The 16,708-nt window shown below is 64.2% G+C and carries 17 protein-coding genes; 9 read left to right on the top strand and 8 right to left on the bottom strand.

What is annotated here, in order from left to right:
* Positions 1–3 precede the first annotated feature (3 nt).
* From STARVERO_RS07535 to STARVERO_RS07570, 8 genes are all read left to right on the top strand, one after another.
* A complete protein-coding gene (locus tag STARVERO_RS07535; RefSeq protein WP_159598408.1) occupies positions 4–765 on the top strand; it encodes an SDR family NAD(P)-dependent oxidoreductase in 762 nt (253 codons plus the stop codon).
* 24 nt (positions 766–789) lie between these two features.
* Positions 790–1,209: a Rid family hydrolase gene (locus tag STARVERO_RS07540; RefSeq protein ID WP_159598409.1), complete on the top strand. Its 420-nt coding sequence runs from the start codon at positions 790–792 to the stop codon at positions 1,207–1,209.
* A 137-nt stretch (positions 1,210–1,346) separates the two neighbouring features.
* The gene (locus STARVERO_RS07545) at positions 1,347–2,294 is read left to right on the top strand and encodes a 3-hydroxyacyl-CoA dehydrogenase (protein WP_159598410.1); all 948 of its coding nucleotides are present in this window, start codon (positions 1,347–1,349) and stop codon (positions 2,292–2,294) included.
* Positions 2,295–2,352: 58 nt separating this feature from the next.
* Positions 2,353–3,267 carry an SMP-30/gluconolactonase/LRE family protein gene (locus STARVERO_RS07550; protein WP_159598411.1) on the top strand — a complete coding sequence of 305 codons (915 nt, stop codon included), beginning with the start codon at positions 2,353–2,355 and terminating at the stop codon, positions 3,265–3,267.
* Positions 3,268–3,302: 35 nt separating this feature from the next.
* Positions 3,303–4,379, top strand: coding sequence for an aldo/keto reductase (locus STARVERO_RS07555; RefSeq protein ID WP_159598412.1), 1,077 nt, complete (start codon positions 3,303–3,305; stop codon positions 4,377–4,379).
* Positions 4,380–4,529: 150 nt separating this feature from the next.
* Complete coding sequence (locus STARVERO_RS07560; protein ID WP_244616642.1) at positions 4,530–5,273, top strand: GntR family transcriptional regulator; 744 nt, start codon at positions 4,530–4,532, stop codon at positions 5,271–5,273.
* A 263-nt stretch (positions 5,274–5,536) separates the two neighbouring features.
* Positions 5,537–5,812 (top strand): hypothetical protein, encoded by a 276-nt coding sequence (locus STARVERO_RS07565; RefSeq protein WP_159598413.1) that lies wholly within the window; start codon positions 5,537–5,539, stop codon positions 5,810–5,812.
* 487 nt (positions 5,813–6,299) lie between these two features.
* The gene (locus STARVERO_RS07570; protein ID WP_159598414.1) at positions 6,300–7,064 is read left to right on the top strand and encodes a tetratricopeptide repeat protein; all 765 of its coding nucleotides are present in this window, start codon (positions 6,300–6,302) and stop codon (positions 7,062–7,064) included.
* A gap of 134 nt (positions 7,065–7,198) precedes the next feature.
* Here the strand turns inward: STARVERO_RS07570 and STARVERO_RS07575 are convergent, their stop codons facing one another.
* From STARVERO_RS07575 to STARVERO_RS07605, 7 genes are all read right to left on the bottom strand, one after another.
* A complete protein-coding gene (locus tag STARVERO_RS07575; protein WP_159598415.1) occupies positions 7,199–8,851 on the bottom strand; it encodes an amidohydrolase in 1,653 nt (550 codons plus the stop codon).
* A 103-nt stretch (positions 8,852–8,954) separates the two neighbouring features.
* Complete coding sequence (locus STARVERO_RS07580; RefSeq protein WP_159598416.1) at positions 8,955–10,454, bottom strand: aldehyde dehydrogenase family protein; 1,500 nt, start codon at positions 10,452–10,454, stop codon at positions 8,955–8,957.
* 22 nt (positions 10,455–10,476) lie between these two features.
* Positions 10,477–10,788 (bottom strand): EthD family reductase, encoded by a 312-nt coding sequence (locus STARVERO_RS07585; RefSeq protein ID WP_159598417.1) that lies wholly within the window; start codon positions 10,786–10,788, stop codon positions 10,477–10,479.
* Positions 10,785–11,309 carry a flavin reductase family protein gene (locus tag STARVERO_RS07590; RefSeq protein WP_159598418.1) on the bottom strand — a complete coding sequence of 175 codons (525 nt, stop codon included), beginning with the start codon at positions 11,307–11,309 and terminating at the stop codon, positions 10,785–10,787. Before STARVERO_RS07590 ends, STARVERO_RS07585 begins: the two co-directional genes overlap by 4 nt.
* A complete protein-coding gene (locus STARVERO_RS07595) occupies positions 11,309–12,388 on the bottom strand; it encodes an LLM class flavin-dependent oxidoreductase (protein WP_159598419.1) in 1,080 nt (359 codons plus the stop codon). The genes STARVERO_RS07590 and STARVERO_RS07595 overlap by 1 nt, the downstream gene beginning before the upstream one ends.
* Positions 12,389–12,454: 66 nt before the next feature.
* Entirely contained in the window at positions 12,455–13,882 is a 1,428-nt protein-coding gene (locus tag STARVERO_RS07600; protein WP_159598420.1) for a cytosine permease, read from the bottom strand.
* Position 13,883: 1 nt separating this feature from the next.
* Positions 13,884–14,033 (bottom strand): hypothetical protein, encoded by a 150-nt coding sequence (locus STARVERO_RS07605; RefSeq protein ID WP_159598421.1) that lies wholly within the window; start codon positions 14,031–14,033, stop codon positions 13,884–13,886.
* Between the two features lie 298 nt (positions 14,034–14,331).
* On the opposite strand from STARVERO_RS07605, the gene STARVERO_RS07610 reads away from it, so the two are divergent.
* Positions 14,332–15,273, top strand: a complete 942-nt coding sequence (locus STARVERO_RS07610) for an Lrp/AsnC family transcriptional regulator (protein WP_159598422.1) — start codon at positions 14,332–14,334, stop codon at positions 15,271–15,273.
* A 408-nt stretch (positions 15,274–15,681) separates the two neighbouring features.
* On the opposite strand, the gene fabG is transcribed toward STARVERO_RS07610, so the two are convergent.
* Entirely contained in the window at positions 15,682–16,461 is a 780-nt protein-coding gene (fabG, locus tag STARVERO_RS07615; protein ID WP_159598423.1) for a 3-oxoacyl-ACP reductase FabG, read from the bottom strand.
* Between the last annotated feature and the right edge of the window lie 247 nt (positions 16,462–16,708).

Below are 16,708 nucleotides of genomic sequence, written 5' to 3' on the forward strand. Positions count from 1 at the left end.
AAGATGATCTCGTATAATCTCACGGGAAAGACGGCGCTCGTCACCGGAGGAGGCTCCGGCATCGGCCTCGAAGCTGCGCGCATCATGGCTGAGAGCGGCGCAAAGGTGGCCATCAACTATCTGCCGTCGGACTCCCGCGGCGAAGCCGCCCTGGCAGAACTCAAGAAGCAGGGGCTCGCCGTCATTGGTGCGCCCGGAGATGTTGGCAATGCCGACGATGCCTCGCGGATGGTCCTCAAGGCGATCGACGACCTCGGCCACCTCGATCTTCTGATCAACAATGCCGGCACCCCCGGCCGCAACACGCCGGTTCCGATTTCCGATCTCGACCAGATCACGGAAGAGCTGTGGGCCAACCTGCTGAACGTGAACCTGATGGGCGTGTTCAGGTGCGCCAAGACGGCGGCGCCGGCCCTAAAGGCGTCGAAGGGGGCGATCGTCAACACGGCGTCGATCGCCGGTTTCGGCGCGATCGCCAGCACTCCCGCCTACAGCGCCTCGAAGGCTGGCGTCATCAACCTGACCAAGAACCTCGCCCACGCCCTGGCGCCAGAGGTGCGGGTCAACGCGGTCGCTCCCGGCGTCGTCGACAGTTCCTGGATCATGGAGTGGTCCGAAGAGCGTCATAACGCGGTCCTCGCTAATACGCCGCTGAAGCGTGTCTGCACCACGAAGGATGTCGCCGAACTCATGATCTTCCTCGGTTTCGCCGGAAGCATGATCACCGGCCAGACCGTCTCGATCGACGGCGGCGTCTATATCTGAATTCAGAACCGCATCGGAAGAAAAATGGAAATCGTAAAGCTCAAGTCGGGCAGCATCCTCGAGCATAAGGAAAGCTATTCGCGGATCGTCGCACTGGACAACTGGATATTCATGTCCCTTACGTCTGGTCGGGATTTCACGACGCGCGTCATGCCGGACACCACGCTGGAGCAGGCGAGGAACGCGATAAAGAACGTCGAGGGCGCGCTGGCTGCAGTCGGTTGCAGCCTCGCCGATGTTGTCCGCCGTCGGCTTTTCATCACCCGCCAGGAAGACGTCCCGGAAGTCATGGCCTATATGGGGGAAGTGTTCCGCGGTGTCGATCCTGCAAGCTGCGTCAGCTGCAGCCCGCTTGGCGGCCCTGAGTATCTCTTCGAAATCGAAATTACCGCCTATCGCGGCGCGGGAGCCCTCGCCGTGAAGAATTTGTCGATCTCGCTCTGATCGGAAGAGACGAGGAGCGCATCGGCGCGTAACGCGCCGATGCGCATTGGCCAGCCTTCTCGATCGGTCCGCGCTGCGGCCGTGGGAGCCGGCATCCAAAAACAATCACGAAAACTGCGATACGGAGAGAAACGCCGATGGCGACGGTAGCGGTTCTTGGCACGGGAGTCGTCGGATCTTCCTGGGCTCTGGTATTTGCGCGCGCAGGGTACGACGTTCGTGTCTTCGACATTTCCGAAAGTGCTCTGGCGGCCACAACGACGTTCGTACGACAGGCTCTGGGTGACCTCACGAAGGAAGATCTCGCCGGACCGGACCCCATCGACGTGGTGATGGCACGGCTTCATACCACGACGGATCTGGCCGCGGCAGTCGTGGGAGCCGACTACATCCAGGAAAGCCTGCCGGAGCGTGTCGAGCTCAAGCGGTCCTTCTACGTGACACTGGACGAGCTTGTCTCTCCCTTGACAGTGATTGGCAGTTCCACGTCGGGACTGCCGGCCTCCTCCTTTACCGAGGGGCTTCGCAACGCCGCGCGCTGTCTGGTGGTTCACCCGATCAATCCGCCGCATCTGATCCCGCTCGTCGAGATCATCCCCGCTCCATGGACCGAGGCTTCCGCCGTGGAGCGCGCCGTCGTGTTGATGCGGGACGTCGGCCAATCTCCCGTGACGCTGACCCGCGAGATCAATGGATTCCTGGTCAATCGCCTGCAGAGCGCGGTTCTCGGGGAGGCGTTCCGCCTCGTGGAAGACGGCGTCTGCGATGTCGATGCCGTCGACAAGGCGATAAAGGACGGGCTCGGCCTTCGCTGGTTTTTCATGGGGCCGTTTGAAACCATCGATCTTAATGCAAACCAGGGTGTCTCGGAGTATTGCCGGAACCTTGGCCCCATGTACGAGAACCTTGCCAGGGAGCAGGCGGATCCACGTAGCTGGTCTCCGCAGCTCGTGGCGAAGATCAATGCAGCGATGCGCGCCGCGACACCGATGGAGAAACTGACCGAGAAGCGGGGTTGGCGCGACCGCTGCCTCGCATCCTTCGTGTCAGCGAAGAAACGCGTCCTCGGAGCCCGGACGGCTTGAAAGTGAAAAGACGTGCCGGCGGAGGAAAGGCCGACCGGCCGCATGGGAGGAATCCACCGTGAGTACTTCTTATTTCGAGGCGTTGGACCCGCGCTTCAGCGCGTTCATCATTCCGGTGTGCCAGCTTGAGCGCCTGTACAGTGGCACCCGCTGGGCCGAAGGGCCGGTCTATTTCGCCGACGGACGCTTTCTGGTCTTCAGCGACATACCGAACAACAGGATGCTGAAGTGGGACGAGCAGAGTGGTCACGTCGACATCTTCCGGTATCCGTCCAATTTCTCGAATGGAAATACCCGCGACCGTGAGGGCCGTCTCATCTCGTGCGAGCACGGAGCCCGGCGTGTCACCCGGACCGAGTATGACGGCCGCATAACGGTTCTGGCGGACAACTATCGGGGCAGGCGCCTCAATTCCCCCAACGACGTCGTGGTGAGTTCCGACGGAGCCGTGTGGTTCACGGATCCGCTGTACGGCATCCTCACGGACTATGAAGGCCACAAGGCCGAAAGCGAGACGGGCGCACGGAACGTCTACCGGCTTGATCCGCTGGACGGCGAACTCTCCGTGGTCGTGGACGACTTCGACATGCCGAACGGGCTCGCCTTCTCGGCCGACGAAACAACGCTCTATGTCGCCGACAGTGGACGCTCCCATGGTCGTGACAAGCCGCATCATATCCGGAAGTTCTCGGTTGGTGCCGGAGGAAAGCTGACGTCCCAAGGGGTGCTGGCGGATATCGATCCGGGCATCCCGGACGGCATCCGGCTCGACATCGACCAGAACATCTGGGTTTCCGCGGGCGATGGCGTCCATTGCTATGCGGGTACGGGGGAACTGCTTGGGAAGATTCTGATCCCGGAGCCGGTTGCGAACATCACCTTCGGCGGCCCGAAGCTCAATCGCCTTTTCATTACGGCGAGCAGCAGTCTTTACGCTGTCTACCTGAACACACGCGCTGCCGGCGCGAAGTAAGGTTCCCCTCGCCACGCGAGAAGAGAGTTTGGATCATGAAGTATCGCAATCTGGGCAGAACCGGCCTCAAGGTATCCGCATTGAGCATGGGTACCTTCACATTCGGTGGAGAAGGCATGTTCTCCGCTGCGGGCAGTCACGGCGTGGACGAGGCGCGCCGGCTCGTCGGACTTTGCCTCGATGCCGGCATCAACGTATTCGACACGTCGAACATGTATTCTACTGGGCGCTCCGAGGAGATCCTTGCCGAAGCGCTCGGCAGCCGCCGTCAGGATGTACTGATCTCCTCGAAGGCACGGATGCGCATCGGGAGCGGTCCCAACGATGAAGGCGTCTCGCGCTATCACCTGATCCGAGAGTGCGAGAGGAGCCTGAAACGTCTCAAGACGGACGTCATCGATATATACTATATGCATGAATGGGATGGACTGACGCCGCTGCAGGAAATGCTGCACGCGCTGGACACTCTCGTGACCGCCGGCAAGATCCGCTACATCGGTTGCTCGAACTATGCCGGCTGGCAACTCATGAAGGCGCTCGGCACAAGCGACAGCCATGGATATCAGCGCTTCGTCACGCAGCAGATACATTACACCCTGGAAGCGCGCGAAGCCGAGTACGAACTGCTGCCGATTTCGGTGGACCAGGGCCTCGGCGTGCTCGTCTGGAGCCCGCTCGCCGGCGGTCTCTTGACGGGGGCGCATCGTCGCGGCCAGCCGACACCACCCGGATCGAGGCAGGCCAAGGGCTGGACCGAGCCTCCCATACGTGATGTGGAACGGCTCTGGCGTATCGTCGACGAACTCGTGGCGATCGCCGATGCTCGCGGTGTCACCGCGGCGCAGGTCGCCCTCGCATGGCTACTGGATCGCCCGGCAATCACGTCGCTGGTCGTCGGGGGCCTCACGGAAGCGCATTTCCGGGACAATATCGCGGCGGTCGAACTGGAGTTGACGCCGGAGGAAAAAAGGCGACTCGACGATGTGAGCGCCATTCCCTCCATCTATCCGTATTGGCACCAGTTCAATTTTGCTCGGGATCGGTTCAGTGACGCGGACTGGGTCCTGCAACGCAACTACGTGACGCGTAATGCGGGGCTATCGGCAGGGTAATATCAAGCAAGACTGGCGGATTTCGTTTTTGCACCTTTCCCGTGTGGAACTCCTCGCGACGGGCTTCTCATCGAGCGATCGGGTTCGTATATAATCTACATCTTCGATGGCCGCGCAGCCGATCTCCAGCGGTCGCCTATGGGGTTCTCGATGCGACATGCAAGCGCGACCGGCGCCATTCTGACTCCCATGACACAGCCGGAGAGCACGCAGTTTGCTGCGGAGCAGATCCGCAACGCCATCATCGCCGGGCACTTCAAGCCCGGTGACCGGCTGGTGGAGCAGCAACTGACCGACATGTTGAATGTCTCGCGGCACCCCGTGCGCGAGGCATTGCGCCTTCTGGCTCGCGAAGGATTCGTCGAGATTCAGCGCAACAAAGGCGCGTCAGTCAGCGCGGTGGACCCGCACAGCGTCATCGACGTCTACAACATCCGGATGGCGCTCGGCAGGATTGCCCTCGACCATCTGCTGTCGGAGCCCGGCAGAGTATCGCCAAGTGTGCTGAAGCAGCTTGAGAAGCTTGCCCAGAATTCGGCGAAGTACGCAGGGCTGGAGGATCAGTCGCATACTCTGATGAACGACTTCGAGTTCCAGCAGGCGATCATCGATGCCACCGGGCTTCAGCGCACGATGCGATACTTCTCCGAGCTCACGGGGGATGTCAGGCGCTTCAATAATCTGCTCTCCGTTGTCTACACCGACCGCAAAGGCGACTCCGAGAAGTACGTCGTCAAGCTCTACGAGGCGATCCGCGACGGTGATCGCGAGGAAGCGCAGAGAATCTGGCAGGCCAAGTTCCACAAGGCCGTCGAGCGCTACCTCTCGCTGATCAAGGACATGGAGTCGGACGGAGCCCGGAGGCCTCGGCAGGCCGCGCGGGGAAAGAGTTAAGAGAAAATATTTGGTTGAAAATAGCTGATTTCACAAATTCGGGCGAATTATATTCGCGATTCGAGTAATAATTTATATTGATAATATTGAATTGAGGAGATTTTTCCTATTAAATTTTAGCCCGTGCTTTCATGGAAACCTCACCGGCCGCCTCTCAGGATCGGTGAGATAGCTTGCAACAGAGATGACGCACCAATGACGCGCATTGCCCCGCGTCTCTGAAACGAACACCCAGAGCGCCCGGCTGGCGGTGAACCCCACGGATGAGTCATCTGCTCACCGATGTCGAGGCTAAAGGTCCGGCAATCCAACGCATCGGCACCTCGGGCGAACAGGCCGACCATGGAGTGGAGCGGCATCGGCATGTTCGGTGCCTCACGCAGGGCGAGCGGCAGCTTTTCCTTCTCGAAGATGTCGAACGGGACGCGCTCACCCGCCTCGCGCTCCACGCGCTCGGGCAAGCCGCCAAACCCTTTGGCCCGGACGAGGGGCGTGCTTCCCGAGTAGCTAAGATTACACGCGCCCTTGACGCAAAATGACAAGCAAAATCCCGGCTAATCTGGTCAAAATCGGGGCCGCTCTCAAGTCGCCCGGTCTGCGGACCGACGGTCGAAGCGAAGGGGAAACACTCCAAAACGGATTAAACGTAAGCCGCGATATGTTACGACGCACGAATATCGAAAGCTGATTGTATATCTGCCGAATTGCGTTACCGGAGTGCGCTATATTTGCATTCATGTAGCCTCATGCGCACCAGGAAGAGATGAAGCGACTTTCACATGTGCTGACGATTATCGGCACGCTGGCTCTCTCCACCGTGCCGGCGCTGTACGATATCCTCGCGTCGTGAAATGAGGGCACGGCCAAGTCGACCATCGAGAGCTTCGTCAAGCGCTGATCGCGCTGGCAAACGAAGCCGCCGTTCCAGCCATCGTCCGGGCGACGGCCGTTTCCGAGCTGCCGGGTTTTCCCTCCATTGCCAGCGAAGAGGCCATAGCCAGGGCCCTCGCGGATCCCGATCCGCTGGTGCGCATCGCGGGCCTGCGCGGACAGGCGGGGCAGCCGCTCGACGTCCGGTGGCGCCGCGTTTCACCGCTGCTCACGGATCCCGTCGCGGGCGCGCGGATCGAGGCGGCGAGCCAGCTCGCCGATCAGCCGACATCCACGCTCACGGAAGCGGACAGGACAAAGTTGGAAGCGGCCTGGCGCGAATATGAGGCGGCGCAGCGGCTCAACGCCGATCGCGCGGAGGCGCGTGCCAATCTCGGCAATTTCCTGCTGCGGCGTGGCGATGTGGCGGGCGCGGAGATGGAATTCCTGGCCGGGCTGAAGCTCCAGCCGGCCAATGCGGGGCTGATGATCAATCTGGCCGAATTGTATCGTCTCCAGGGACGCGAGGACGAGGCGCGGGAGACCCTTCGCCGCGCCATCGCCGTTCAGCCGGAGGCTGCCGCGCCATACCATGCTTTGGCGCTCGCGCTCATTCGCCAGAGACATTATCCGGAAGCCGTGGACCACCTGGCGCGCGCCGTGGCCCTCGCCCCCGAAAATCCGCGCTACGCTTATGTTTACGCTGTAGCGCTCAGTTCGACCGGTCGTCGGGCCGAGAGCGCGGCCGTTGTGTCGGACGCGCTCCGTCGCACGCCCAATGATGCCCCGCTGCTGACGCTGGCACTGAATGAGGCGCTTCAGTCCGGTGACATCGACCGGGTCCGGACGCTTATTCCCCGACTGGTAAGCCTGCGCCCGGACGACGCCGAACTCGCCCGGCTCGCCGAGCGGTTGCGGTGAGGGAGTCGCGGGGGGGCTGCAGGCCAAGGCGAGCGCGGAGCTTCTTGCAAGACGAATGTCATCCTCCCGGAGAGCAGACACTTCCAATGTCTCAGCTGGGTCACTGCGTGCTGCGGTGCTGCATTGTGCGATGCTCAGAAACGGCCGGCTGTCTTGGAACGTACGACCGATCCCCGTGCCATGACGAAATCAACGCCGATTCCGCGCAGCGCATCGACGTCGACCTCGAACGGATCGCGGTCCAGCGCAATGATGTCGGCCATCTTGCCCGGCGCTAGGCTGCCCTTCTGGTCCTCTTCGCCCATGACCGAGGCGGCGTCGATGGTGTGCATGCGCAGCGCCTGCTCGAGCGTGATCGCCTCGTCGACGTCGATGAAGCCGCCGGAATAGGTCTGCCGCTTCAGGCAGCACCAGATGCTGAAGAACGGGTTAGTGGCTTCGCGCTCGGAGCCGATCCACACGTCGGAAGACCCCGACAGCCGCCAGCCGGCCTCCAGCAAGGTGCGGAAGGGGAAGCGGCCCTTGAGACCGTATTCGCCGAGATAGTCCGGGAAATATTCGCCGAAGGTGTAGAGGAAGACCGGCTGCGGCACCGGCACGATGCCGGCCGCCGCCCACAGCTCTGCGGTCTGCGGGTTGGGCATGAGATTACCGGCATGCTCGATGCGCACGCGCTGGCGCCCGCCTCCCGCGCCGCCGAGTTCCGCGACGCTGCACGACAGCCAGTCCTGCGCGCGGTCGCCATTGGCGTGGACGGCGAGCTGGAGACCGTTGTCCTGGCATATGCGCAGGGCCCGGCGCAGGAAATATTTCGGGAAGGCGATGTTGCCGCGGAAGTCGCCAGCATCCTTGTAGCAGCAGTTCACCGCCGCGCTGCGGGCGGAGAAGCCACCATCGGAGAACATCTTCACCCCCTGGATGCGGATTGCGCTTTCCGGGGCCGTGAAGGAAAGGTGGTCGCGCCAGTGCGGCACCTGCTCCAGCGACATCGTACCGGGCACCCAGAGATAGATGCGCATGGAGGCCGGCAGCCGCCCCGCCAGCGCCAGCTCGTTCATCGCCTGCAAACCGCCGACGGTCTCGGAAATCTCGCCGATGGTGGTGACGCCGTAGCGCGTGAAATAACGGCCGAGCCCGTCCTCGATCGCCTCGGCAAGCTCCGTGGCGGGGGGCGACGGCAGCGGCAGCAGGACGTCCATTTCCTTGACGATGCCGGTGGGGTCGCCATTGGCGTCGCGCTCCACCGTCACCGGCCCCGTGATGCTGTGGGTGGGCGGCACGAAGGCCCGGTCGATGCCGGCCACCTCCAGCGCTCGGGTGTTCAGAACCGTGATGTGCCCGCCGGCGCGCAGCGCGATGGGCCGCTCCCGGCTCACCGTGTCGAGTTCCGCGCGGGTGGGAAGCCGACCTTCCTTCAGCTTGCGGTCGAAGAAGAGATTGGCCTGCCCAACGATCCAGTCCGAGCGTCCGCCCGGCTCGGCGCCGGCGAGCGTGTCCAGCACGGCGGGAACGGTGTCGCACTCCGGCGCCCGGCAGTCGACAGTGCGGTAGGCGGTGCGGCAGACGACCTCGGCATGGGCGTGGACGTCGACGAAGCCGGGCATGAGAACCCTGTCGCCAAGGTCGATGATCTCGCGGGTGCCGTCGTCGAGGTCGGCCAGGTCGCGTCGGCGGACCAGCCGCACGATCCGCTCGCCGCGCACGAGGATGCCTTCCCAGTCGGTTGCCGCGTCACGCTCCATGGTGATGACCCGGCGGGCGAGGACGACCTTTTCTTCGATGGACATGGCGGAACCTGCGGCGGGGCATGACAAGGAGACACGCATCCGCACGGGATGCACGCGAGGGCGGTGGCGGCGCACAGGCGCCGCCACCGGGCAGAGCGAGAGGTCAGGCGTAGTTGACCCAGACGGCCTTGGTCTGAAGGTACTTTTCGATGCCCTCCCGGCCGTTGTCGCGGCCATAACCCGACTGCTTGTAGCCGCCGAAGGGCGCCGCCGCGTCGAACTGGTTGTAGGTGTTCACCCACACCGAACCGGCCTTGAGGCTGGCGGCCAGCGCATGGGCGCGCCCGACGTCGCGGGTCCACACGCCGGCTGCGAGGCCGTAGGTGGTGCGGTTGGCGCGTTCGGCGACCTCCTCGATGGTATCGAAGGACTGCAGCGCCAGCACCGGCCCGAAGATTTCCTCGGCGACGACCTTGGCGTCGTCGGACGGGTCGACCAGCACGGTCGGCTCGTAGAAGCAGCCCGCCTCGGCGAACTCGGCCGGGATGCGCCCGCCGGTGGCGATCTCGATGCCGCTGTCGCGGGCACCCTCGACGTAGCGCATCACCCGCGCACGCTGCTCGGGGGAGACGAGGGCGCCGAGCGTGGTGTCCGGCACGAGGCCGTGGCCGAGCTTGAGCTTGCGGGCCTCGGCGACGATAGTGTCGGCGACCTTCTCGAACACCTTCTTCTGCACCAGCAGGCGCGAGCCGGCGGTGCAGACCTGACCGGCATAGAAGAAGATGGCCATCGCCGCGGTCTGCGCCGCCGCCTCGATGTCGGCGTCGTCGAAGATGATGTGCGGGCTCTTGCCGCCGAGCTCCAGCGAGACGTGCTTGAGCGTCGAGGTGGCATTGCGGGCGATCAGCTTGCCGACCTCCTCCGAACCCGTGAAGGCGATCTTCTCGACGCCGGGATGGGCGCAGAGCGCCGCGCCGGTGGTCTCGCCGAAGCCGGGAAGCACGTTCAACACACCCTCCGGCAGCCCCGCCTCGGCGGCGATGCGCGCGAGATAGATGGCGGCGAGCGGCGTCTGCTCGGCCGGCTTCAGCACCACCGTGCAGCCGGCGGCGAGCGCCGGGGCGATCTTGAAGGCCGCCTGGCAGAGCGAGAAGTTCCACGGCACGATGGCTGCCACCACGCCGAGCGGCTCGCGGCGAGTATAGCAGTGCATGGACGGCTGGGTGACGGGCACCACGCCGCCCTCGATCTTGCTGCACCAGCCGGCATTGTAGCGCAGCGCCCCGACCGCCAGCGACACGTCCACGAACTTGATGTGCGTCGCCGGCTTGCCGCTGTCGATGCTCTCGATCTCGGCGAATTCGGCCGCGCGCGCCTCGATGAGATCCGCGAAGCGATGGAGGATGCGCTCGCGCTCGCCGGGCGCGGTCTGGCTCCAGCCGGCGAAAGCGGTCTGCGCCGCCTTCACCGCGGCATCGACGTCGGTCGGACCGGCATGGGCGACGGAGGCGATCTTGCCGCCCGTGGCGGGATCGAGCGTGTCGAAGGTCTCGCCCGAGGCGGCGTCCCGGAAGGTTCCGCCGATGAAAAGCTGCATCGGCCCCGCGAGGAAGGACTTCACCGTGGCGGAAAGGAAGGCGGAGGGATCGAAACTGATGGTCATGGAGATATGCCTCGTCTCGCGATCACAGGACCGTCTGAACGTCGATGGTGAGAAGACGCACGCCGCCGGTGGCGAAGTTGGCGAGGTCGGCGACCGCCGCCTGCCCTTCCGGCGAGCCGAGCGAGGCCGCCATGTCCTCGTCTGAGGTATAGCTCAGCGTGGCGACGAGATAGGGCGCGTCGGCCGTCGGGTTCGCCGCCACCGGGCCGCGGCTGATCTCGAAGCCGGCGAGCTTCGGCATCGCCGTGGTGAGAGGCGTGTGGACCTCGGCATAGTGGCGGTCGAAGGCGGCCGGGTCCTCCGGCGTGCCGTACAGAACGATGACACGCTTCATGCGGGTGTCCTCAGATGGCGGGTGGGGTGCAGGGCGCGGCGAAAATAGAGCAGCGGATGGATGTCGTCCGGCCGGTCGATGGCGCTGATCTCGGCGGTGACGAGCACATGGTCGCCGCCCGAATGCCGGGTCGCGACGCGGCAGGCTACGACGCCGGCGGCGTTCGCCAGCCGCGGCAGGCCGAGCGGCCCGCGCGCCCAGTCCGTCCCGGCGAACTTCTCCGCGCCTCCCTTGCCGGCGAAGGCATAGGCCAGCGCCTCCTGACCCTCCGCCAGCAGGTGGAGCAGGAAGGGCTGGCCCTCGGGCAGACAGGCGAGCGTCGCCGAGCCGCGGTCGAAGGCGCAGACCATCATCGGCGGGTCGAGCGAGAGCGACATCACCGAGGAAAGCGTCGCTCCCACCGGCTCGCCCTGCGGCGAGAGCGTGGTCACGACGGTGACGGCCTGAGGCATGGACGCCATCAGCGCCTTGAAGCCGGCGGCGTCGGGCCGGGCCGGCACGGAGCAGGCCGCGGAGCTCATCACTCGGCCGCCCGCAGTTCGGTCTTGCGGAAATGCGGGATCACCTCGCGACCGATCAGCTCATACGAGCGCAGGATATCGGCATGGGGAACCCCGTCGACGCGCAGCAGCACCTCGTCGACGCCGCGCTGCTCCAGCTCCTTCAGACGCTTCACGAAGTCATCGGGGGTGCCGATCATCACGGAGGGCGTCTCGTTGACGAGGAAGTCGAGATTGCCGTCGTTCTCCAGAAGACGGGTCATCTTCTCGTCGAGATACTGGTAGGACTGGCGCTTCCCGAGGGGCACGTAGAGATCGAGGATGAACCGGAAATAGCCGAGCGCCACGTCGCGGGCGATGCGGCGCGCCTCCTCGCGGGTCTCCGCGCAATAGGCGGTCGCGACGTAGAGGCCGGCCGACTCGGTGCGCCCCGGTGCCATCGAAGTGCCTTCCTTCAGACCCTCGCGATAGGCATCGATGCAGGACTGCAGATAGTCGAAGCCGAAATAGTTCTCGAAGGTCAGCACCCCGATGCCGCGCCGGCCGGCGAGACGATGGGTCTCGACGCTGGAGGCCGAGACCCAGAGCGCGGGGTGCGGCTTCTGCAGCGGCTGCGGCACGATCTGGCGCGGCGGGATCTTCCACACCGGGCCGTCATGCTCCAGCGTCGGCTGCGACATGGCCTTCACGAGCACTTCGATGCTGTCTTCCCACTGGGCGCGCGTCTCGGCGGGCGAGACGCCGAAGGCTTCCAACGTCGTGAGGTTGTTGGAGCGGGCGGTGGCAATCTCGGCACGGCCCTTCGACACGATGTCGAGAGTAGCAAGGCGCTCGGCGACCAGGATCGGGTGGTTCCACTTCAGCAGCACCGAGCACATGATGCGCAGGCGGATATCCTTCGTCTCGCGGGCGATGGCGGCATAAAGGACCTCCGGCGCCGAGACGGTGAAACGGGGCGGCGAGAAATGCTGCTCCGAGGTGCCCCAACTGTAGAAGCCAAGTTCGTCGGCCCTCACCACCTCGGCGATCATTTCCTCGTAGCGCTGGGCGACGCTCACGCCCGGCATGGTCTCGCCTTCCTGCAGCAGACCTATTCTCATGGGGCACTCCTGAATTTCTGAGAGGACCGGAGCGGCGGGCGCCGGGAGCGGCCCGCCGCCGGCACGTCAGGCCTCGTAGCCGCCCTTGCGGGCACGGACGACGAGAAGCCGGGTGATGACGATGAATGCGAGGCCGGCGACGAACGCCGCGGGCAGCGAGGCGGTCGTGATCTCATAGGGCCAGGCCGAGGCGTAGCTGAGCGGGTTGAGCAGGCACAGATAGGTGCCGATGCCGATCAGCAGGGAGAGGATCGCCGCCGGGTTGAAGCCACCCCAATAGTAATAGTCGGCGCCGGGGCGGGCGTCGTAGATCGCCCGGATGCTGACGCGGCCTCGGCGTAGGAACCAATAATCGGCGATCTGGATGCCGCACAGCGGGGCGAAGGCAATGGCGATGAAAGCGAGGAAGGTGCCGAAATTGTCGAAGAACAGCGTCGGCAGGCCAACCCCGATCAGCGCCACGGGGCCCACAGAGAGCAGCAGCAGCAGCGGCCAGGGCGCCTTCTCCAGCGTCCTGTAGTGCCGAAGGCCGATCGCCGAGGCGTAGATTCCCGCCACCGCCGTTCCGAGATTCGCCGCCGTCACGAAGGCGAGCGAGATCACCGCGTAGGTCGGGCCGCCGATGGTCGCCATCCACTGCGCCGGATCGGAGATCTGCAGCACCAGTACGCCGGCGACGCCAATCATGCTGAGCAGGCCGACCACCAGGCCGAAGCCGATCATCGCTGGCGCCGCCGCCTTGCGGGCGCTCGGCGTCATGCGGACCATGGCGCCGAAATAGGGCCACCAGGACAGTGCGGGAGCGATGGCAAGCTCGATGCCGGTCGCGTAGTTCCACTGCGCGTCGGACGCCGCGTATTGCGGAACCGCCGAGACCAGCGTGTCCCAGCGCTGGGAGACGATGAGCCACAGCATCCAGAAGCCGACGACGACATGAACGACGAGGATCTGCGCCACACGGTCGACGCCGCGCGAGCCCTTGAGCAGGATGGTGAAGGAGATGGAGCAGGCGACCAGCGTCGCCAGCGCGCTGACCAATCCGTGGTCGCCTTCCGGGAGCACGCCCACCGCGACCAGGAACTGCGCGAAGGAGCGGCCGAAGAAGATCAGCAGCAGCGAGTTCCAGCCGAAAATGGACAGATACTGGAGCGCGAAGGGAATGATCCAGCCGCGCGTGCCGAACTGCGGCTTGCAGGCGGCGATGGAATCCACACCGAAGCGGATGCAGGTCGGCATCAGGGCCATGATGACCAGGAAGATGCCAATCATGCTGCCGCCAACGAGCACCGCCAGCGACTGCCAGAAGCCGAGATAGTAGCCGACATACTCCCCGATGATGTAGCACCAGGTGGCGGCCGCGACGGTGGTGAGCGAGAAGAGCAGCCGCCACGAGCCCCAGGTGCGCTCGGCGAGCAGCATGGGATAGGCCGTCTTGTCGACATCGGCGGAAGCGGTGCCCGCCGCCGGCGCGTCATGGGCGAGGATCGAGCTCATGCTACCAACCCCAGCCCAGGATGATCGCCGGAATGACGAGACAGGCCGCGATGACCTGCATCCACGTCAGCATGTCGAAGCTCTGCCCCTGGTTCTTCTCATCCTCCAGGAGCGCAATACGACTCGACAGATCATTTTCGTTACTACTCATGTTCACCTCTGATCTGGGATATATTGTTCTTATTGGCCGTATCTGCCGCGCAAATTGCATGATCTCGTCATTGGCTTTGCCTTATGACGCGACGCACTGCGCTTTCGGTGGTATTTTTCGTTCTTTTTGACTTAAATCAAACCGTATTCCGCATTATCGGCCGTTGTCAATTCCGTTTATCGCGAGGAAACCGGGGCCCATTGCCGGAAACCGCGTCGCTCAGGGGTCGCACGACCAGCTTGCCTCCCCCGACCGGGGCTCCTATGGGTGAATGCCGCCGTCGCAGAAGGATGGGTATGTGCCGGGACTTACACGGGGAATCGAGCTCGACGCGACCGACCGGGCGCTGATAGCCGAGCTGCAGGTCGACGGGCGCGTTCCCTTCGTCGAGTTGGGCCGCCGGCTCGGCCTTTCCGAGAAGACGGTGCGCAACCGCGTGTCGGCGCTGCTCTCCAGCGACGTCATCCGCATCATCGGCCTGACCGACCCGCGCATGCTCGGCTTCGAGGCGATCGCCATGGTAGGGCTCACGACCGACCCGGCGGTGCCCGCCTCACAGATCGCCGCGGAGATCGCCGGAATCCGCGACATCGACTACGTCGTCGTCACCACCGGGCGTTATTCGATCATGGTGGAGATACTGGCAACCAGCCCCGAGCGGCTGCGCCATGTCATCGAGCGGCAGATCGGCCCCATCGCCGGCGTTCGCTCGATGGAGATCTTCCCCTGCTTCTCGCTGTTCTACCAGAAGGCGCGCTTCCTTGCCGAAGGCCCGGCCTCGGGCGTGCGCTCATCGCCGCTTTCGGAGCTCGACCGCCGGCTCGCCATGGTGCTCAGCACGGACGGGCGAATGCCTTTCCGGGTGGCCGCGGACCGGCTCGGCATTTCCGAGACGCAGGTGCGCGCCCGCGTCTCCGCCATGCTGGAGGCGCGCCAGCTGAGCATCCTCGCCATCATGAACCCGCTGGCCGTCGGCCGGAGCGTCGCCTGGCTCGGCCTCAAGATCGCGCCGGGCGCCCGCTGCGAGGACGTGGCAAGCCATCTCGCCGACGATCCGAGCGTCTCCTACGTCTTCATCTGCGGGGGACGCTTCGATCTCTTCGTCGAGGTCATCTGCGATAATGATAGCCAGCTCTATTCCGCCATCGACAAGCGCTTCCGGTCCGACCGGCGCATCGCCAATGCCGAGCTGTTCTACTATCTCGATCTTCACTACAAGATTCTGTCCGACATCGACTGAGAACAGAGCCAGCTAAAGACGCTTGCTTGTGTCAGTGAAACGGCACGGTGCAATGCATCCGCGGCTCAGCGAAGGAACCGGCACAGGGGCGCATTCTACCCAAGCTTGCCGCATGCTGACGTCACCGGCGGCTCAGCCATTATCTGAAGCGTCAGTTCCGGCTTGGTGGCTCAGGAATGGCGTCGGGCAATCATCCCGTATCTATTTCGAGGAGCCCACGTCGTATGCGCCGCAACTGCGCCCTTGAGCTGTGGGACCGAAGGGTAAAAATGCTCGGTACTCTTCGACAGCCAAAGCCCATGCGAGGAGCACGCATCCTCCTCCGAGGCTTGATGGCTACCGGCGCGAACAACGGCGAGCAGAGAGACGGCGGCATCCGGCCGCCATCTCCTTTCTGCGGACTCCGCGTCAGGGCGCGCCCATCTCGTCGAGCGCCATGGGCGATTCCGGCAACACCTGGCCGCCGTCGATCACCATGCCCTGCCCGGTGATGTAGGCCGCCTCCTCGCTGGCGAAGAACAGCGCCGCATTGGCGATGTCGAACACGCTGCCGAGCTTCTTCATCGGCACGCTGGCGGCGGTGGAGGCGATGTAGGCCTCACCCATGCCCTCCATGCCTTCGGTCAGGATGTTGCCGGGCATCACCGCGTTGACGGTGATGTTCCACGGCGCCAGCTCGATCGCCGCCGTGCGCATGAAGCCGAGCTGACCGGCCTTCGACGCGCCGTAATGCGTCCAGCCGGGGAAGCCGGTGATTGGTCCGGTGATGGAGGAGGTGAGCACGATCCGCCCCTTTCTCTGCGCCTTCATCGCCGACAGCACGGCGGAGACGGAGAGAAAGGTGCCCTTCAGGTTGGTGTTCATGACGAGATCGAAATCCGCCGCGGTCATCGTCCCGAGCTTGGCGGCGGGGAAGATGCCGGCATTGGCGCAGAGCACGTCGATGGAGCCGTAGCGCTCGACCGCGACCTTCGCCATCGCTTGCGTCTCTTCCTCGCTTGTCACGTCGGCAGAGAAACCAGAGGCGTTCGGCCCGATCTCGGCCGCCACCTTCTCGGCCTCGGCGAGCGAGCGGCTGACCACCAGCACATTGAGCCCCGCCTCCCCGAAACGTAACGCGATGCCGCGCCCGATGCCCTTGCTGGCGCCGGTGACGATGACGGTTTTTCCCGCGAGCGACGTGAACATGTTCAGGCCATTCCCCAAATTTTCTGGATGATCAAAGGTTTGGCAGGTCAGCACGACACCTCGCCGGCACGAATGCCGTCGATTTAGGCTGCCTGCCTTTTCATCACGTTGCGCTGCAAAATTGGTGTTGTAAAGCCCAAAACAGGATGTTTAGGATCACACACAGTCCAACATAAAAACCACATCGGCTCGCTCCGGTGCGGCATCGAACGCGCGGCGGCAAACCATCCGCGCCAACACTCCAGAG

Origin of the sequence: Starkeya nomas, from assembly GCF_902703545.1 — a bacterium.
Lineage (GTDB): Bacteria > Pseudomonadota > Alphaproteobacteria > Rhizobiales > Xanthobacteraceae > Ancylobacter > Ancylobacter moscoviensis.